This is a genomic window from Geodermatophilus poikilotrophus, assembly GCF_900111455.1.
Lineage (GTDB): Bacteria > Actinomycetota > Actinomycetes > Mycobacteriales > Geodermatophilaceae > Geodermatophilus > Geodermatophilus poikilotrophus.
In genome coordinates this window covers 184640-202091 of the sequence record NZ_FOIE01000009.1, presented here as the reverse complement: position 1 = coordinate 202091, position 17452 = coordinate 184640, and the positions used below count along the sequence as shown (strand labels likewise).

Sequence of the window (17452 nt, the reverse complement as noted above, 5' to 3'; positions counted from 1 at the left end):
CGTCTCCGGCCCGACCACCGACAACGCGATGACCCGTTCGGAGGAGCGCCTCAACGTGGGCACCCGCTCCGAGGAGGTCGGCCGGGCCCGGCTGCGCAAGTACGTGGTCACCGAGAACGTGACCGAGACGGTGCCGGTCTCCCGCGAGGAGGTCCGGGTCGAGCGCGAGCCGATCACCGACGCCAACGTCGGCAACGCCCTGGACGGGCCGGCGATCTCCGAGGAGGAGCACGAGGTCACCCTGCACGCCGAGCGTCCGGTGGTGGAGAAGGAGGCCGTGCCGGTCGAGCGGGTGCGCCTGGACAAGGAGACCGTCACCGACCAGGAGCGGGTGTCGGAGGACGTCCGCAAGGAGGAGATCGAGGTCGACGGTGGCACCGGGGTCGCCGGCAACGTCCTCGACCGCGACAACGACGGCCGCATCGGCCGCTGAGGAAGGGCCCTCCTGCCCTCCACCACTCGCGAGCTCGCGGGCGGGACCCTGCAGGAGGGCCGACCCACAGACGGCGGTGGCCGGCCGAGGACCCAGCTCCCGGCCGGCCATCTGCCGTCCCGGGCGCGGGATCGCCCGACCGGGCAGGACCGCGCCGGCCGGGCAGGTGGGATGCTCGGGACGTGAGCGAGACCACGGTGCGGCCGTTGCCCGGCGCGGACGGCGGGATCAACGGGCCCGACGAGCTGGCCGCGGCCCTCGAGGCGACCGGTTACCTGCCCGACGAGGGCCTGGCGACGGCCGCGTACCTGGCGCTGGCCATGCACCGCCCGCTGTTCCTCGAGGGGGAGGCCGGCGTCGGCAAGACCGCGCTGGCCCAGGCGCTGGCCCGGGTCACCGGCCGGCCGATCTACCGGCTGCAGTGCTACGAGGGCCTCGAGGCCAGCCAGGCGCTCTACGACTGGGACTTCGGCCGGCAGCTGCTGCACCTGCGCGCCGCCGAGGCCGCGCACGCCACCGGTGACACCGAGACGCTGGAGGCCTCGCTCTACGACCGTCGGTTCCTGCTGGCCCGGCCGCTGCTGCAGGCGCTGGAGGACTCCCCGAGCGTGCTGCTGGTCGACGAGGTCGACCGCGCCGACGACGAGTTCGAGGCCTTCCTGCTCGAGGTCCTCTCCGACTTCACCATCTCCATACCCGAGCTGGGCACCATCCGCGCCACCACCCCGCCGCTGGTGGTGCTGACCTCCAACCGCACCCGCGAGGTGCACGACGCCCTCAAGCGGCGCTGCCTCTACCACTGGCTGCAGCACCCGGACTTCGACCGCGAGGTGGCGATCCTGCGCCGCCGGCTGCCCGACGTGACCGAGCAGCTGGCCCGCGAGGTGGCCCGCGCGACGGCGAAGCTGCGCACCCTGGACCTGCTGAAGCCGCCCGGGGTCGCCGAGGCGATGGACTGGGCGACCGCGCTGCACACCCTCGGCGCCCGAGAGCTGGACCCCGACGTCGCCGCGCGGACGCTGGGCGCGGTCCTCAAGTACCGGGAGGACACCGACCGCGTGCACGCCCTGGCCCGGGGGGCGCTCTTCGGTGGTTGACGGACCCGCGGGAGGACTCCGTCCTGCACAGGCTCGGGGGGGGCCTCCGGACGAGGCCGTGCCAGCGCGGCGGGACGTCGTCGACACGGTGCTGGGCTTCGCGCGCACCCTCCGGGTCGCCGGGGTGACCGCCTCCCCGGACCGGGTCGAGGCGATGCTGGCCGCCGTCGCCGTCCTCGACGTCCTCGACGCCACCGCCGTCTACTGGAGCGGCCGGTTGACCCTCTGCGCCGGGCCGGACGACCTGGAGCGCTACGACGCCGCGTTCGCCGCGTACTTCGGCGGCGAGTCGCCGCGGCCGGTGCCGCCCGCGGCCCAGCAGCGGCAGCGGACGCTCACCACCGCCCCGCTGGACCCCGGCGACGGCGAGGGGGACGGCGACTCGCCGCCGGACCTCGCCGGGCAGGCCAGCGCCGACGAGGTGCTGCGCCACCGCGACGTCTCGGAGCTGACCGGCGCCGAGCGCGAGCAGCTGCGCCGGCTGTTCGCGCTGCTGGTCCCGGCCGCGCCGATGCGGCTCTCGCGGCGGCGGCGGCCCAGCCCGCACGGCGCCGTCCACGCCTCCCGCACCGTGCGCCGCGCCCTGCACGACGGCGGCGAGGTCACCCGGCTGCTGCACCGGCGCGCCCGGCCCCGCCCGCGCCGCGTCGTCCTGCTCGTCGACGTGTCGGGCTCGATGAGCCCCTACGCCGACGCGCTGCTGCGCTTCGCGCACGCCGCCGTCCGGGCACGCCCGGCCGCGACCGAGGTCTTCACCATCGGCACGCGGCTGACCCGGGTCACCCGGGAGCTGCGGATGCGCGACCCCGACAAGGCGCTGGCCGCCAGCGGCTCGGCGATCCCCGACTGGTCCGGCGGCACCCGGCTCGGCGAGGTGCTCAAGGCGTTCCTCGACCGGTGGGGCCAGCGCGGCACCGCCCGCGGGGCGGTCGTCGTCGTGTGCAGCGACGGCTGGGAGCGCGGCGGCACCGACGTGCTGGCCGAGCAGATGGCCCGGCTGCAGCGGCTGGCGCACGCGGTCGTGTGGGTCAACCCGCACAAGGGCCGCGAGGGCTACGAGCCGCTCACCGGCGGCATGCAGGCGGCGCTGCCGTCGGTCGACCACTTCGTCGCCGGGCACAGCCTGGCGGCGTTCCAGGAGCTGGCGGGGGTCATCTCCCGTGCCTGAGCCCAGAGGAGGGCAGTCGTGCGTGACGTGCTCGAGGACCTGATCGGCTGGTGGCAGGCGGGCGAGACCGTCGGCATGGGCACGGTGGTGGCCACCTGGCGCTCCGCTCCGCGCCCGGCCGGCGCGTCGATGCTCGTCGGCCCCGACGGCACCGCGGTGGGCAGCGTCTCCGGCGGATGCGTCGAGGGTGCGGTGTACGAGGAGGCCAAGGACGTCGTCGAGTCCGGCGTCCCCACCCTCGAGCGGTACGGGGTCAGCGACGACGACGCCTTCGCCGTGGGGCTGACCTGCGGCGGGATCCTCGACGTCTTCGTCGAGCCGGTGTCGCGGGAGTCCTTCCCCGAGCTCGGCGAGATCGCCGGGTCCGTGGACCGGCACGAGCCGGTCGCCGTCGTCACCTGCGTGGCCGGCCCGGAGGACCGGGTGGGCCGACGGCTGGTCGTCTGGCCCGACCGCAGCTCCGGCACCCTGGGCCTGCAGCGGCTGGACGACGCCGTCGCCGACGACGCGCGCGGCATGCTGGCCGCCGGCCGCACCGGGATGCTGCACGTCGGGCACGACGGCGAGCGCCGCGGCGACGACCTGTCGCTGTTCGTCAACGCCTTCGCGCCGCCCGCCCGGATGGTCGTCTTCGGCGCCATCGACTTCGCCGCCGCCGTCGCCCGGGTCGGCGCGTTCCTCGGCTACCGGGTCACCGTGTGCGACGCCCGACCGGTGTTCGCGACGCCCAGGCGCTTCCCCGACGCGCACGAGGTGGTCGTCGAGTGGCCGCACCGCTACCTGCAGGCCGAGGTCGACGCCGGCCGGATCGACGAGCGCACCGTGCTGTGCGTGCTCACCCACGACCCCAAGTTCGACGTCCCGCTGCTGGAGGTCGCGCTGCGGCTGCCGGTCGCCTACGTCGGCGCGATGGGGTCGCGGCGCACCCACGAGGAGCGGTTGGCCCGGCTCGAGGAGGCCGGGCTGTCGAAGGAGGAGCTGGCCCGGCTGTCCTCGCCGATCGGGCTGGACCTCGGCGCCCGCACCCCCGAGGAGACGGCCGTCTCGATCGCCGCGGAGGTCATCGCCGGCCGCTGGGGCGGCTCGGGGGAGCGGCTGACCGGCACGGAGGGACCGATCCACCGGACTGCCGACCGGTGAGGAGAGCCGGCACGCGATCCGCCCGGCGCGAGATCTGCACAGTGGCGGCCATCAGGCCCTCGATGGCCACCCCTGGGCAGATCTCGCACGCCGAGGGCCGCGCGCGCGGGCCGGACCCGCGGCCGGCGTCCTGACCGCGCCGCCGCCGCAGCCGGGGTTCCCGTACCGCTACGACGTCGAGGTCGTGGCGCTGCTGGCCTCCCCGGTGCACCGCTACGACGGCCGGCCCGCCGGCCCCGTTCCTCCGCAGCACGGCGACCGGCGCGAGGCGATCGAGGTGCGCGCCGGGTACGGCGTGGTGGGCGACCGCTACGCCGGCCGCCCGGCGCACCGCGACGCGCAGCTGACCGTGCTCGCCGTCGAGGCGCTGGAGGCCGTGGCCGCCGAGACCGGTTCCGCCCCGTTCGACCCGCACCTGGCCCGGCGCACCGTCGTCCTGCGGCGCGCGGAGGTGGAGGCGCTGCGCGGGCAGCGGTTCGCGCTGGACACCGGGTCCGGGCCGGTGCTGCTCGGCGGCGGGCGGCCGGCCCACCCCTGCGCGTGGATGGACGTCGTCCTGGCGCCGGGCGCGCACCGGGCCCTCCGGGGGCGCGGCGGCGTGCGCTGCGCCGCGCTGTCGGACGGCGAGCTGCGGCTCGGTGCCGCCGTCCTCGCCACCGCCGTCCCGCTCGACCCGGCCCGCGCGGGGGACGCCGTCCGGCCGCGGTCCTCCGCGCGGTGACCGGGTGCCCTGGGCGCCGTCACCCGCTCAGCGCGTCGCCTCCGTCGAGGGCGACGGGCGGGCGGTGCGGCAGGTCACTCGGCCGCCGGGGACGCGGCACCCGGGCCTGCCCGTCGCCCGGACGAGCGGAGGCGGGCGGCGGGACGAGGCTGAGCCGGAACTCCCGGGTGGCGTCGACGTGCTCCACGTCGACCCGGTGACCCCGGAGCCGGCCCAGGGCGATGACCCGCGCGAGATCGGACAGTCCCGTGTAGGAGAGGATCCCGGTCATCGGGCCGGGGGAGAGGACGGTCCGCACTCCGTCGTAGAGCCGGTGGTCCCCGCCCAGGAAGACGTTGGCCGCCCGCTTGGCGCTCGGGCCGGTGAGGCGCACGACGACCCGCCGCCGCGCGGTCAGGGCCTCCTTGGCCGTGGGGATCAGGCGGGGGTCGTCGTACCGCAGTTCCAGGCCGTCCTCGGTCGCGGTCATCATCGGTCCTCCGGTCCGTGCGGTGCCGGGTGTTCCGGCGTCCGCTCAGAGGGCCGGCCGGGGCCTGCTGATACGCGCTGGCTCGGGAGACGCGAGTGGCTCCGCCCACCGTCGTTCAGCCGAGGACGGCGCGGACGGCGACCGGCGCGTCCGTCGGCCGCTGCAGCGGCGCGACCCGGCCGCCACCGGCCGCGGCCAGGGCGGCGCAGCCGGCCTCCGAGTCCGGCTCGGCCGACAGCGACAGCACGTGCAGGCGGGCGCCGGCGCGGGCCAGCGCGGCTGCCGCCGGCAGGGGGTCGGGGCTCTCGGTGGCCAGCCCGTCGGAGAGCAGCAGGACGTCGCGGGCGGCCGCCCGCGAGCGGGTGAGCTGCGCGGCGGCGGTCCGCAGCCCGAGGTCGAGGTCGGTGGTCCCACCGCCGCGCAGGTCGAACAGCCGGTCGACGACGACGTCGCTGCGGGGGTCGGCCGACAGCGGCCGCAGCACCACCGCCCGGGACCAGAACGCGACGACGGCCAGCTCGTCGCCCGGCCGCATCCGCTGGGCCAGCGCCGAGGCGGTCAGGACGGCGACCGCGAGCTCGTCCCCGGCGACCGATCCCGACGCGTCGACCAGCAGCACGCAGGCCCGCCCGGTGGACCGCCAGCCGCGGGTGTGCAGGTGGTCGGCCCGCCAGTGCGGCTCGGCGCCGCGGGCGGCCAGGGTCGCGTCCAGGTCGACGTCGCTGCCGGTGTCGTCCCGCCGGGTCACCACCCGGCGGGTGCCCGGCCGGTCGGGGACGCCGGCCCGCGGGGTGCCCACCGGCAGCCGGGACGCCAGCGAGCGGGCGGCGGCGCGGAGCCCGGGGTCGAAGGCCCGGCCCATCGCGGTCAGCAGCCGGGAGGCCGCCTCGGGGTCCCGCGCGGCCAGGTCGCTGAGCGCCTGCTCGTCGAGCTGCCCGGCCTGCGGCGAGACCTGCTGGAAGTCCGGGTGCGCCCGGCTGAGCTCGTCGCGGCCGGCCCGGCGGGCGGCGTGGGCGCGCAGCAGCTGCTCGACGTCGGCGGGGTCCTCGACCGCGGCCGGCTGCGGCGGGCGCCTGCCCGGCGGTGGCGCCGGTGCGCCGGAGGGGGCCTGCTCCGCCTCGTCGGCGGTCAGGCTTTTCCCAGCTCCTCACCCGCCCGGCGCCAGATGTCGGCGACGACGTCCTCCACCGGCCGTGCCGCGCCGTCGGCGAGGGTGACCTTGCCGGTCAGCGCGGCGAGCGCGGCGTCCAGGCCGGTGCTGTCCTCGTCGGCGCCGTCCCCGCGGACGGTGGCCAGCTCGACCGCGATCAGCACGGTGTCGATCGCGCCGCGCACCGAGGAGCCGATCCGAAGCTCGGGATGGTCGCGGGTGATCCGCACCGAGCGCACCGCCCGCGCCACCAGGGGCTCGGGACCAGCGGTCGCGGCGGCGACGACGGCGAGCTCGGCGTCCTCGTCCTGGTAGCCCATGGCGACGCGGCAGGACCGGTCGTAGAGCGCGGGGGTGACCCGCGCGGTGCCGACGGCGTCGAACGGGTTCATCGCCGCCACCAGCCGGAACGTGGGCCGGGCGGTCACCCGGCCGAAGCGGGGCACGTGCATCTCCCGCTCGGAGAGCACGCCGAGCAGGACGTTCATCGTCTCCTCGGGCACCCGGTTGAACTCCTCGACGTAGAGGACGGCGCCGTCGGTCATCGCCCGGGTCAGCGGGCCGGGCACGAAGTTCTCCGGGCGGTAGTCCTCGCTGAGCACCCGCGAGGCGTCGTGGTGCCCGACCAGGCGGGTCGGGGTGAGCTCGGCGTTGCCCTCGACCAGCACCAGCGGCACGCCCGCGCCGTCGGCGAGCGCGCGCAGCAGCGTCGTCTTCCCGGTACCGGGTGGGCCCTCGAGCAGCACGTTGCGGCCGGCCGACAGCGCGGCGGCGACGACCTCGGCCTCCCGGATGCGGGCGACGACCCGCTCGCGGGCGACCCGGACCATGCCGGTGACGTCCAGGCGCCGGGCCTGGGTGGGTGTGCTCACGGTGCTCCTCGCTGACCGCGCGACCGGGGCGCCCCTCCGCGAGGGACGCCCCGGCCCTGGCCCCGTCCAGGGCACCACCCTGAGCCTGCGAAGGGTGGGGAGGACGGGGTCCTCTCTCAGTCGTAGACGATCACGCCGCGGATGTTCTTGCCGGCGTGCATGTCCTCGTAGCCCTGCTGGATGTCGTCCAGCTTGTACCGCTTGGTGATCAGCTCGTCGAGCTTGATCTTGCCCTCCTGGTAGAGCCGCAGCATCTTCAGCATGTCGGCGCTGGGGTTCTGGTCGCCGAACAGGGCGCCGCGGATCTCCTTGGTGAACAGCGCCAGCATGCTGGGGTTGATCGGGATGCCCACGTCGGTGAGGTCGCCGAGGCCGGTGATCACCACCCGCCCTCCCTTGCCGATCGCCTCGAACGCCTGGGCGACGTGCTCGCCCTTCAGGATGCCCACGGTGACCAGTGCCTTGTCGGCACCCTGGCCGTTGGTGACGCTGCGGCCGAACTCGGCGGCCTCCTCGATGCTGCCGAAGGCGTGCGTCGCGCCCAGCTCCATGGCCTTCTCGCGCTTGAACGCCACCGGGTCGACGGCGATGACGTGGCTCGCCCCGGCGTGCGCGGCGCCCTGGACCGCGTTGATGCCGATGCCGCCGATGCCCATGACGATCACCGTGTCGCCGGCCTGGACCTCGCCGGCCTGCACCGCGGTCCCCCAGCCGGTGCCGACGCCGCAGCCCACGAGGCAGGCCACGTCCAGCGGGATGTCGTCGGGGATCTTCACCGTCGACCGGACGTCGACCGTGGTCACCTCGGCGAAGGTGCCCAGGCCGCACATCTGGCCGACCGGCGTGCCATCTGTGGTGCTGAAGCGGAAGCTCTCCGCGTCGTCCCAGCGCGAGCCGACCAGCAGGTTGGCGCCCGAGTCGCAGATGTACTGCTGACCGTTGGCGCAGTAGCGGCACCGGCCGCAGCCGGGGAGGAACGAGAAGACGACGTGGTCGCCCTCCGTGAACCCGGGGGTGCCGGGACCGACCGCCGTCACGACACCGGAGCCCTCGTGGCCGCCCAGGAACGGGTAGTGGCCGACCCGCATGTCACCGGTGGCGATGTGGTCGTCCGAGTGGCACAGGCCGGACGCCGCCAGCTTGACCTGGAGTTCGCCCTGGCGGGGGTCGTCGGCGACCAGGTCGACGACCTCGTACTTGCCGGGAGCGGAGCGCAGGATCGCGCCGCGGGTGTTGACGGGCACAGTGACCTCCTCGTCGCCCTCACCGCTGAGGGCTCGCCTGCATGCACCAGTGCATGTCCGTGACCGGAACCTATGGCGTGGCTCACACCCGTGGGAAGGCGGGTGCAACGTTGCCGCTACTCCGCCGTTCGCGGGCTGCGAGAGTGACCGCGTGTCGCGAGCCCCGGTGGTCGTCGTCGGCGCCGGGCCGGTGGGGCTGACGGCGGCGCTGCTGCTCGCCCGCCGCGGGCTCGCGGTCGTCGTCCTCGAGCGGCAGCCGGCGCCCTACGGCCTGCCGCGCGCGGTGCACCTGGACGACGAGGCGCTGCGGGCGCTCGCCGATGCCGGGGTCGCCGACGGCTTCCTGGCGCTCAGCCGGCCGGTGCGGGGGCTGCGGCTGCTCGACGGCCGCCGTCGGGTGCTCGCCGGGTTCGCCCGGTCGCCGTCCTCCGGCCGGCACGGCTGGCCGCAGGGGTCGATGTTCTCCCAGCCCGACCTGGAGGAGCTGCTGCTGGCCGCCGTCCGCCGGGAGCCCGCGGTGGAGCTGCGCCCCGGGTGCGAGCTGGTGGACCTGCGGCAGGACGACGGCGTCACGCTGACCGTGCGCGAGCGGGCCTCCGGCGCGCGGTCCCGGGTGCGGGCCGCGGCGGTGCTCGGCTGCGACGGCGCGAACAGCACGGTCCGCGCGCTGATCGGGGCGTGCATGCGCGACCTGGGCCGGCCCGACCGCTGGCTGGTGGCCGACCTGCGCTCGCCGGAGCCGCTGCCGCTGTGGCCCGGGGTGCACCAGGTCTGCGACCCGCACCGGGCGGCGACCGCCATGCCGGTGGCCGGCGACCGCTACCGCTTCGAGTTCCGCCTGCTGACGGGGGAGACCCGTGACGACCTGGCCGCCCGGCTGCCCGGGCTGCTCGCCCCGTGGGGCGCGGCGGGCGCCGAGGTGGTGCGGGTCGCCGAGTACGTCTACCGGGCGCAGGTGGCCGACCGCTGGCGGGCCGGGCGGGTGCTGCTCGCCGGCGATGCCGCGCACCTGACCCCGCCGTTCATCGGGCAGGGGCTGGGGCTGGGGCTGCGCGACGTCCACCAGCTGGTCTGGAAGCTGGCCGCCGTCCTGGCCGGGACGGCGCCCGAGCGGCTGCTCGACACCCACCAGGCCGAGCGCGCGCCGCACGCGCGGGCGATGGTGCGGCTGGCGCTGCTGGTGGGCCGGCTGATGACCGGCGGCGGCCGCGGGGCCGCGGTGCTGCGCCGTGCGGTGCTCGCGGGCGTGGGGCGGGTGCCCGCCGTCGCCCGCTTCGCCACCGACAGCCGCACCCCGCCGCTGCGCCGCGGGCCGCTGGTGGACCGCCGCGGGCGTGCCGGCCGGCGGCTCGCGGGCACGCTGCTGCCGCGTGCTGCCGTCGTGGACCAGGGCCGCCGGGTGCCGGTGGACGACGTCCTCGGGCCGGGGACGGCGCGGCTGCGGCTGCTCGCGCCCGGCCGGCTGGCGGTGCGTCCGTCCGGGGAGCGCGAGGTCGAGGTGGCCGACGTCGAGGGGGTCCTCACGGCGTGGCTGCGCGGGGCCGGGGCGGCCGCCGTCGTCGTCCGGCCCGACCGGATCGTGCTCTCGGCGTCCTGAGCCGCGTGGGCCGCCGGCTCCCGGGTAGGGGCGGTCCATGCAGATCGACAAGAACCAGATCCTCGAACTCCTCCGCAACCAGGGCGACGACGCCAAGGCGCAGCAGGCCGACCAGGAGCTGCCGGGCACCGTCGACACCGACCAGCACGCCGGCATCCTCGAGAAGCTGGGCCTGAGCCCCATGGACCTGATCAGCAAGCTCGGCGGCGGTGGCGGCGGGCTGGGCGGTCTCCTCGGCCGCTGACCGCCCCCGTTCGGACGGTTGCGCGGGGAACGCCCCATCCGCGACCCGGATGCGTCGTTCCCCGCGCAACCGCAGCTCCCCGCGCGACGACCGGGCATCCTGACCCGGTGAGCTACGACGTCGCCGCCGTGCGTGCCCGCTTCCCCGCCCTGCGCGCCGGGGCCGCCCACTTCGACGGTCCGGGCGGCTCCCAGGTGCCCGGGTCGGTGGCCGCCGCGGTCGTGGCCACCCTCACCTCGCCGATCGCCAACCGCGGGCGGACGACCGAGGCCGAGCGCAACGCCGACGACGTCGTCCTCGCCGCACGGCAGGCGGTCGCGGACCTCGTCGCCGGCGACCCCGGTGGGGTGGTGTTCGGCCGTAGCATGACCCAGCTGACCTACGACCTCTCCCGCGCGCTGTCCGCCGGCTGGGGCCCGGGTGACGAGGTGGTGGTGACCCGGCTGGACCACGACGCGAACGTCCGCCCGTGGGTGCAGGCCGCGCAGGCCCGCGGGGCCACCGTGCGCTGGGCGGAGTTCGACCCGGCCACCGGCGAGCTGGCACCCGGGGCGGTGGGCGGGCTGCTCTCCGACCGCACGCGGCTGGTCGCCGTCACCGGCGCCTCCAACCTCATCGGCACCCGGCCGGACGTCGCCGCTATCAGCGCGCTCGCGCACAGCGCGGGCGCCCTCACCTACGTCGACGGCGTGCACCTCACCGCGCACGCGGCGGTGGACGTCGCCGCACTTGGCGCCGACCTCTACGCCTGCTCCCCGTACAAGTTCCTCGGCCCGCACTGCGGCTGCGTCGTCGCGAGCCCCGGCCTGCTGGAGACGCTGCACCCGGACAAGCTGCTGCCCTCCACCGACGCCGTCCCCGAGCGGTTCGAGCTCGGCACGCTGCCCTACGAGCTGCTGGCCGGCACCACCGCAGCGGTCGACTTCCTCGCGGGGCTCGGCGGCCCGGAGGGCGACCGGCGCGCTCGGCTCGGGGTCGGCATGGCGGCGCTGGAGGCGCACGAGGACCGGCTGCGGGACCGCATCGAGGACGGCCTCCGCACGCTGCCCGGTGTCACCGTCTGGTCCCGCGCCGCCCGGCGCACGCCCACCCTGCTGCTCACCTTCGAGGGCCGGGACGCCGCCGACGCATACCGGTTCCTCGCCGGGCGCGGGGTCAACGCGCCCGCCGGGTCCTTCTACGCGATCGAGGCCTCCCGGTGGCTCGGCCTGGGTGACGCCGGGGGCCTGCGGGTCGGGCTCGCGCCGTACAACGACGACCAGGACGTCGACCGGCTGCTGGCCGGGCTGGGGGAGTGGCTGGACAGCTGACGGCAGAAGGCGGTGCGCGATACAACTGTGTGACATCGGTCACGGTGCGGCTAGTCTGTGCGCACCGCCGAGACCCCCGGAGGTCCTCGTGTCCGCTGCTGCCTGCGCTCCCCGAGCGGGGCGACGATGACCGCCGCGGCCCCGGCCCGGCCGGCGCGCCCGGCCGACCTCGCGGTACGGGCCGCCGAACCGCGGCCGGCGCCGACGGTCGCCGCGTTCAGCAAGTACCTGGTCCCCGAGGTGGTCTTCGGCTGGGGCGCGCTGTCCGAGGCGGGCTGGGCGGCCCGCCGGCTCGGCGCGCAGCGGCCGTTCGTCGTCACCGACGCGGGGCTGGTGCAGGCCGGCTGGTGGAGCGAGCTCGCCGGGCACCTCGCCGAGGCGGGGCTGCGGGGGACGGCGTGGCAGGAGCTGACGCCCAACCCCAAGGACCACGAGGTCGCGGCGGGCACCGAGCGCTACCTGGAGAGCGGCTGCGACGTCATCGTCGGCCTCGGCGGCGGGTCGGTGATCGACGCGGCCAAGGCGATCGCGGTCGTGGCCGGCAACGGCGGGCAGATCCTGGACTACGAGGGCGTCGACAAGGTCACCGCCGCGATCCCGCCGACCGTCATGTGCCCCAGCACAACGGGCACCGGCGCCGACGTCTCGCAGTTCGCCGTCATCACCGACACCACCCGCCGGCTCAAGGCCACCCTGATCGGCCGGGCACTGGTCCCCGACATCTCGATCACCGATCCGCGGCTGCTCACCACGATGCCCGACGACCTCGCCGCCGCCACCGGCCTGGACGCCCTCACCCACGGCATCGAGGCGTTCGTGTCCCGGGCGTCGGGCCCGCTCACCGACGTGCACGCGCTGCACGCCGTCGAGCTGGTCTGCGCCTCGCTGCGCGGCACCCTCGACCGGCCGGAGGACCGCGCCGCGCGCACCGCGATGGCCCAGGCCAGCCTCGAGGCGGGGCTGGCCTTCACCAACGCGATCCTCGGCGCCACGCACGCCATGAGCCACCAGGTCGGCGGCCTGCTCGACCTGCCCCACGGCGTCGTCAACGGCGTCCTGCTGCCGCACGTCATCCGGTTCAACGCCCGCAGCGGGCCGGACCGGTTCGTCCCGATCGCCCGGGCCATGGGCGTCGACGTGACCGGGCTGCCCGCCGACGTCGCCGCCGAGGAGGCCGCCGAGGCCGTCGGCCGGCTGGCCGCGGACCTGGGCTGCCCGCGCGGGCTGGCCGAGCTGGGGGTGCGGGAGGCCGACATCGACACCCTGGCCGGCACCACGCTGGGCGACGCCTGCCTGTCGACCAACCCCCGCGACGCTGACCACGCCGACGTCGCCGCGCTGTTCCGCGCCGCCCTGTGACCCGCCGCTGATGCGCGCACCGGACATCTCCCAGCTCACCGGGCTGCGCTCGTCCAAGCCCAGCTGGTACGCCGAGTACCGGCAGACCGTCGACGACCTGGACCGCGCGCTGGGCTCGCTCGAGCACATCGCCGGCGTGCTGTCGGCCACCGGGCAGGGCGCCGATGCGCTGTGCCGGGCCGTCGTCGACGCCACCGCGGAGCACCTCGGGGAGCCGTGGGCCGTACTGGCGCTCTCCGGGACGGCGCTGCCGCTGGCCCGCCCCCGGATGCTCGGCCGCGGCCCCTCCGGCGTCGGCGTCGGGCACATGGCGCTGCTGCCCGAGGTGGTCCGCCGTCCGGTCGCCGAGGCGCTGGCCGCCGACGCCGTCGAGCCGTGGCAGACCGCGGACGGCGCGGTCGTCGTCCCCCTGGTGGTGGACGGCGAGCCGGTCGGCGCGCTGGTGGCCTGCGGGGGACCCCGGCGGAGGGCGACCGCCGCGGACCTGGCCATCCTGCGGATCGCGGCCAACCAGTCGGCCGTCGCGCTGCTCTCCGACCACCTCCTCGCGCGGTCGGAGGGGCTGCGCCGGCAGACCGAGGAGCTCTACGCGCAGGCCCAGCAGCGCGCCCTCGATCTCGCCGAGCGGCACGAACAGCTGGCCGAGGCCGAGCGCCGGCTCGACGTCGCCGCGCAGCGCGAGGCGGTGGACGCCGAGCGGCACCGGATCGCCCGGGAGCTGCACGACAGCGTGGCCCAGCACGTGCTCTCGGCCGGGATGACGATCGAGTGGTGCCGGCCGGAGGTGGCCCACCACGGCGAGGTCTACGAGCGGCTCGGGCACGCCAAGGCGCTGACCCGGGAGGCGGTGGAGCGGCTGCGCGGCGCGATCCACGCGCTCTCCTCCGACGGGCACGGCGACGGCGACGGGCTGCCCGCGCTGCTCGCCCGGCTCTCCGACGTCGCCCCCGTGCCCGGCCTGGCGGTCGCCGTCCGGGTGGAGGGCCGCCCGCGGGAGCTGCCCGCCGAGGTGGAGCACTCGCTGTTCCGGATCGCGTCGGAGTGCCTGTTCAACACCGCCCGGCACGCCGAGGCCACCCGGAGCACGGTGCGGCTGGCCTACCGGCCCGACGAGCTGCGGCTCTCGGTCGCCGACGACGGGTGCGGCGACCCCGACGTGCTGCGCCGGGCACTGCGCGCCTCCGGGCGCCGGGACGACGGGTACCACCGCGGGCTGGGCAACATCGCCTCCCGCTGCGGGGAGATGGGGGCGACGGTGCGGTTCACGCGGGCGCGGATGGGCGGGGTGCGGGTCGAGGTCCGGATGCCGTGGGACGCCGTCGATGGCTGAGCCCACCGCGGGGACCACAGCGGGGACCATCCGGCTGGTCATCGTCGACGACCACGCGATCGTCCGGCAGGGGCTGCGCTCGATCCTGGAGCGCGAGCCCGACATCGAGGTGGTCGGCGAGGCGGCATCGGCGGGCGAGGCGCTGGACCTGGTGGCCGCCAGCCGCCCGCACATCGTGCTGCTCGACCTCAAGCTCTCGGCCGGCTCCGACGTCGCCGGCCTGACCCTGTGCGGCCAGCTCACGGCCACGACGCCCGCACCCGGCGTCCTGGTGGTGACGACCTTCCTCGACCAGCAGCTGGTGCTCGAGGCCATCCAGCGCGGCGCCCGCGGCTACGTGCTCAAGGACGTCGACGCCGTGGCGCTGGTCGCCGCGATCCGGGCGGTGCGCCGCGGGGAGAGCGCCTTCGACAGCCACAGCGCGACGATGGTGGTGCGCTCGCTGGCCGCGCCCACGCCGTCCCCCGTGGCGGCCGGGCCGGACCTCACCGCCCGCGAGCGCGAGGTGCTGACCCTGCTGGCGCGCGGGCTGTCCAACGAGTCGATCGGCCGGGAGCTGTACATCTCGGCGACGACGGCGAAGTTCCACGTCGGCAACGTCATGCGGAAACTGGCGGTGTCCCGCCGCGCCGAGGCCGTCTACGCCGGCTCGAAACTCGGGCTGATCTAGCCGCGGGACGACACGCCCACGACACGCTGGAGGCGGTTGATGACACGCTGGCGTCGGCCCCACGGCCTGTGACAGCCGCGCCGGGAACTGCTGATCGGACGTGTCGGCCGGGGCCCGCCCGGCCCTAGCTTCGCCTGGCATGACGACCACCGCGACGGGATCCGGACGGGTCTCCCTCGGCGACCGGACCGTGCACCGCATGGGCTACGGCGGCATGAAGCTCACCGGACCCCGGGTCACCGGGCCACCGGCCGATCGGGAGGCCGCGCTCGCCGTCCTCCACCGGGCCGTGGAGCTGGGGGTGGACCACGTCGACACCAGCGGCCTCTACGGCCCGCACGTGGTGAACGACCTGATCCGCGAGGCGCTGGACCCCTATCCCGAGGACCTGGTCATCGTCACCCGGGTCGGCGCCCGCCGGACGCCGGAGGGCGGTTGGGACGAGGCGCTGACGCCGGACGGGCTGCGCCGGTCGGTGGAGGAGGACCTGGAGCACCTCGGGCTGGACGCGCTGCACGTCGCCAACCTGCGGATGCCGGGCCTGGGGGAGCCCGCGGAGCGCTCCCTCGGCGAGCCGTTCGAGGCGCTGGCCGAGCTGCAGCAGGAGGGGCTGGTCCGCCAGCTCGGGGTCAGCCACATCACCGGCCGGCAGGTCGCCGAGGCGCGTGGCATCGCCCCCCTCGCCTGCGTGCAGAACCACTACAACCTGATCCACCGCACCGACGACGACCTGGTCGAGGAGCTGGCCCGGGACGGGATCGCCTACACGGCGCTGGAGGGGATCTCCTACACGTCGTTCTTCCCCATGGGCGAGATGACGCCGGAGCAGTCGGCGGTGCTGGACACCGTCGCGCAGCGGGTGGGGGCGAGCCCGGTGCAGGTGGCCATCGCGTGGTTGCTCGCCCGCTCGCCGAACGTGCTCGCCATCCCGAGCGCGACCTCGGTGGCGCAGTTGGAGGAGCTCCTCGCGGCGAGCCAGGTGGCGCTGCGGCCCGGCGACCTCGAGGAGCTGGACCGCATCGTGACCATGGGGGGCCCGCCGGCCGGCGGCGTCCCAGCGTGGGGCGGTGGCGGCCCGGACGGCCGGCCCCCGTGGGTCGGTGGCGGGCAGGGCGGCCCGCCGTCGCGGTGAGGCGCTAGCGGGAGGCGGCGCGGGTGACGACGTCGGTCGCCCAGCTCTCCAGCCCGGAGTGGTCGCGGATGACCTCGACCCGGTCGCAGCTCTCCGCGTAGGCGGGCAGGTCGCAGCCGCCGAGCGCCCAGGAGTACCTCGGCTCGGGGGTCAGCCAGATGGTCTCGCGCACCCGGCGGGTGAGGTCGGCGAAGACGTCGAGGCGGGGGGCGTTGCCGTTGCCCCGGCCGTCGCCGAGCACCAGCAGCGTGGAGCGGCGGGTGAAGGCACCGGAGTGGTCGGCGGCGAGCGTGGCGAACACCGTGCCGTAGTCGCTGGAGGCGTCCACGTCGATGACGTCGCCCCCGAAGACCAGGCCCAGCGCGTGCTCCAGCGGGTGCTCGTCGAACAGGTCGGTGATCTCGACGACGTCGTCCACGAACGCGAAGGTGCGCACCTGGGCGAAGAGGTCCCGCAGCGCGTGGACGACGTGCAGCGTGAACCGGGCCGTCGTCCGCACCGACAGGCTCACGTCGGCCACCACGACCAGCCGCGGCTTGTCCTCGGCCAGCCGGGTGGTGACCGGCCGGAACGGGACGCCGTCGTAGCGCAGGTTGCGGCGCATCGTGCGGGCGACGTCGACCCGCCCGCGGGGGGACTGCCGCTTCTTGTGGGTCAGCCCGCCGTGCAGCGAGGTCGCCAGCCGGCGCAGCGACTCCTCGATCCGCGCCCGGTCGGCCTCGGTGACCTCCTCCACCGGCGCCCGCGCCGGCTCTCGCTCCTCGATGGCGAGGTCGGTCATCTCGGCGAGCTTCTGCAGGTGCGCGGCGAGCAGCTCCGGCAGGTCCTCGATCACGCCGGCGAGCTGCCGGCGCAGGGCCTCGGCCACCTCGGGGTCCAGGTCGCCCACCGGGTCGGCCAGCCAGTCGCGCAGCGCCTGCTGCTGGGTCACCGACAGCTCCAGGTCCAGCTGCGTGCCGCCGCCGCGGACCAGGTCGCCGGGCAGGCCCGGGTCGTGCAGCCGCGACACCTCCAGCTGCACCTGCTGGGCGTCGTCCGCCGGCCCGTCGCGGCTCTCCGACGACAGCACGATCTGCTGGGTCAGCGAGGCCAGGTCGACCTTGTTGGCCTCCTGGTGCAGGTTGTACTGCGCGGCCAGGTCCTCGGGCTTGAAGAACTCCTTGATGTCGACCGGTCTGCCGTGGCTGTGCCCCTCCTGCACGTCGGCGGCGGGGTCGGGCGACCAGGTCATCCTCTGCAGCTCGCCGGTGTCGGCCAGGTCGTCGTGCGCGTGGCCGTGCCCCTCGTCGGCGTCGACCACCGCCCGCAGGCCGAAGAAGCGGGCGAAGGTGTCGGCGAAGACCTCGGCGTCCCGGCGGTCCTTGAGCAGCGCCGCGCCCAGCGCGGCCTCCAGCGCGGCGCGATCGCTGACCCCGACGGCGGCCGCGGCCTCGAACGCGTCGATCGCTTCGGCCGTCGAGATCCGCATCCCGCGCAGTCGCAGCAGCCGGATGAACCGGTGCAGGGCGCCCTCCAC

General features: G+C 76.0%; 17 protein-coding genes. 12 read left to right on the top strand and 5 right to left on the bottom strand.

Annotation, left to right across the window (positions count from 1 at the left end):
• The 5 genes from BMW27_RS20270 to BMW27_RS20250 all read left to right on the top strand — a co-directional run.
• Positions 1-433, top strand: a 433-nt coding sequence (locus BMW27_RS20270; RefSeq protein WP_139206946.1) for a YsnF/AvaK domain-containing protein, incomplete at its 5' end; no start/stop codon positions are given.
• A 182-nt stretch (positions 434-615) separates the two neighbouring features.
• Positions 616-1530, top strand: a complete 915-nt coding sequence (locus BMW27_RS20265) for an AAA family ATPase (RefSeq protein ID WP_217638226.1) — start codon at positions 616-618, stop codon at positions 1528-1530.
• A 58-nt stretch (positions 1531-1588) separates the two neighbouring features.
• Entirely contained in the window at positions 1589-2698 is a 1110-nt protein-coding gene (locus tag BMW27_RS20260; RefSeq protein WP_091447633.1) for a vWA domain-containing protein, read from the top strand.
• 18 nt (positions 2699-2716) lie between these two features.
• A complete protein-coding gene (locus BMW27_RS20255) occupies positions 2717-3838 on the top strand; it encodes an XdhC family protein (RefSeq protein ID WP_091447629.1) in 1122 nt (373 codons plus the stop codon).
• A gap of 184 nt (positions 3839-4022) precedes the next feature.
• Positions 4023-4559 (top strand): molybdenum cofactor biosysynthesis protein, encoded by a 537-nt coding sequence (locus BMW27_RS20250; protein ID WP_245743756.1) that lies wholly within the window; start codon positions 4023-4025, stop codon positions 4557-4559.
• Between the two features lie 19 nt (positions 4560-4578).
• Here the strand turns inward: BMW27_RS20250 and BMW27_RS20245 are convergent, their stop codons facing one another.
• The 4 genes from BMW27_RS20245 to BMW27_RS20230 form a co-directional block, all read right to left on the bottom strand.
• Positions 4579-5028: a hypothetical protein gene (locus tag BMW27_RS20245; protein WP_139206945.1), complete on the bottom strand. Its 450-nt coding sequence runs from the start codon at positions 5026-5028 to the stop codon at positions 4579-4581.
• Between the two features lie 115 nt (positions 5029-5143).
• Entirely contained in the window at positions 5144-5890 is a 747-nt protein-coding gene (locus tag BMW27_RS20240) for a vWA domain-containing protein (protein ID WP_091447621.1), read from the bottom strand.
• 266 nt (positions 5891-6156) lie between these two features.
• On the bottom strand, positions 6157-7050 hold the full coding sequence (locus BMW27_RS20235; RefSeq protein WP_245743754.1) for an AAA family ATPase: 894 nt from the start codon (positions 7048-7050) through the stop codon (positions 6157-6159).
• Between the two features lie 116 nt (positions 7051-7166).
• A complete protein-coding gene (locus BMW27_RS20230; protein WP_091447618.1) occupies positions 7167-8294 on the bottom strand; it encodes an NDMA-dependent alcohol dehydrogenase in 1128 nt (375 codons plus the stop codon).
• 151 nt (positions 8295-8445) lie between these two features.
• Here BMW27_RS20230 and BMW27_RS20225 point away from each other — a divergent pair, with 151 nt between their 5' ends.
• From BMW27_RS20225 to BMW27_RS20195, 7 genes are all read left to right on the top strand, one after another.
• Positions 8446-9891, top strand: coding sequence for a bifunctional 3-(3-hydroxy-phenyl)propionate/3-hydroxycinnamic acid hydroxylase (locus BMW27_RS20225; protein ID WP_091447615.1), 1446 nt, complete (start codon positions 8446-8448; stop codon positions 9889-9891).
• A 37-nt stretch (positions 9892-9928) separates the two neighbouring features.
• A complete protein-coding gene (locus BMW27_RS20220) occupies positions 9929-10135 on the top strand; it encodes a hypothetical protein (RefSeq protein WP_072921110.1) in 207 nt (68 codons plus the stop codon).
• A 107-nt stretch (positions 10136-10242) separates the two neighbouring features.
• Positions 10243-11445: a cysteine desulfurase-like protein gene (locus tag BMW27_RS20215; protein ID WP_091447613.1), complete on the top strand. Its 1203-nt coding sequence runs from the start codon at positions 10243-10245 to the stop codon at positions 11443-11445.
• 126 nt (positions 11446-11571) lie between these two features.
• The gene (locus tag BMW27_RS20210) at positions 11572-12804 is read left to right on the top strand and encodes an iron-containing alcohol dehydrogenase (RefSeq protein WP_175486587.1); all 1233 of its coding nucleotides are present in this window, start codon (positions 11572-11574) and stop codon (positions 12802-12804) included.
• Positions 12805-12814: 10 nt separating this feature from the next.
• A complete protein-coding gene (locus BMW27_RS20205) occupies positions 12815-14134 on the top strand; it encodes a GAF domain-containing sensor histidine kinase (RefSeq protein ID WP_091447610.1) in 1320 nt (439 codons plus the stop codon).
• Entirely contained in the window at positions 14127-14804 is a 678-nt protein-coding gene (locus BMW27_RS20200; protein WP_091447607.1) for a MadR family response regulator transcription factor, read from the top strand. The genes BMW27_RS20205 and BMW27_RS20200 overlap by 8 nt, the downstream gene beginning before the upstream one ends.
• A 139-nt stretch (positions 14805-14943) precedes the next feature.
• Positions 14944-15936 (top strand): oxidoreductase, encoded by a 993-nt coding sequence (locus BMW27_RS20195; protein ID WP_091447603.1) that lies wholly within the window; start codon positions 14944-14946, stop codon positions 15934-15936.
• 4 nt (positions 15937-15940) lie between these two features.
• Here the strand turns inward: BMW27_RS20195 and BMW27_RS20190 are convergent, their stop codons facing one another.
• Positions 15941-17452 carry a VWA domain-containing protein gene (locus BMW27_RS20190; RefSeq protein ID WP_091447600.1) on the bottom strand — a complete coding sequence of 504 codons (1512 nt, stop codon included), beginning with the start codon at positions 17450-17452 and terminating at the stop codon, positions 15941-15943.

Excerpts from the sequence above, each read along its gene's own strand:
- BMW27_RS20195 (WP_091447603.1), top strand. The coding sequence starts at position 14,944 with ATGACGACCACCGCGACGGGATCCGGACGGGTCTCCCTCGGCGACCGG.
- BMW27_RS20220 (WP_072921110.1), top strand. The coding sequence starts at position 9,929 with ATGCAGATCGACAAGAACCAGATCCTCGAACTCCTCCGCAACCAGGGC.
- BMW27_RS20205 (WP_091447610.1), top strand. The coding sequence starts at position 12,815 with ATGCGCGCACCGGACATCTCCCAGCTCACCGGGCTGCGCTCGTCCAAG.
- BMW27_RS20245 (WP_139206945.1), bottom strand. The coding sequence starts at position 5,028 with ATGACCGCGACCGAGGACGGCCTGGAACTGCGGTACGACGACCCCCGC.
- BMW27_RS20200 (WP_091447607.1), top strand. The coding sequence starts at position 14,127 with ATGGCTGAGCCCACCGCGGGGACCACAGCGGGGACCATCCGGCTGGTC.
- BMW27_RS20240 (WP_091447621.1), bottom strand. The coding sequence starts at position 5,890 with ATGGGCCGGGCCTTCGACCCCGGGCTCCGCGCCGCCGCCCGCTCGCTG.
- BMW27_RS20210 (WP_175486587.1), top strand. The coding sequence starts at position 11,572 with ATGACCGCCGCGGCCCCGGCCCGGCCGGCGCGCCCGGCCGACCTCGCG.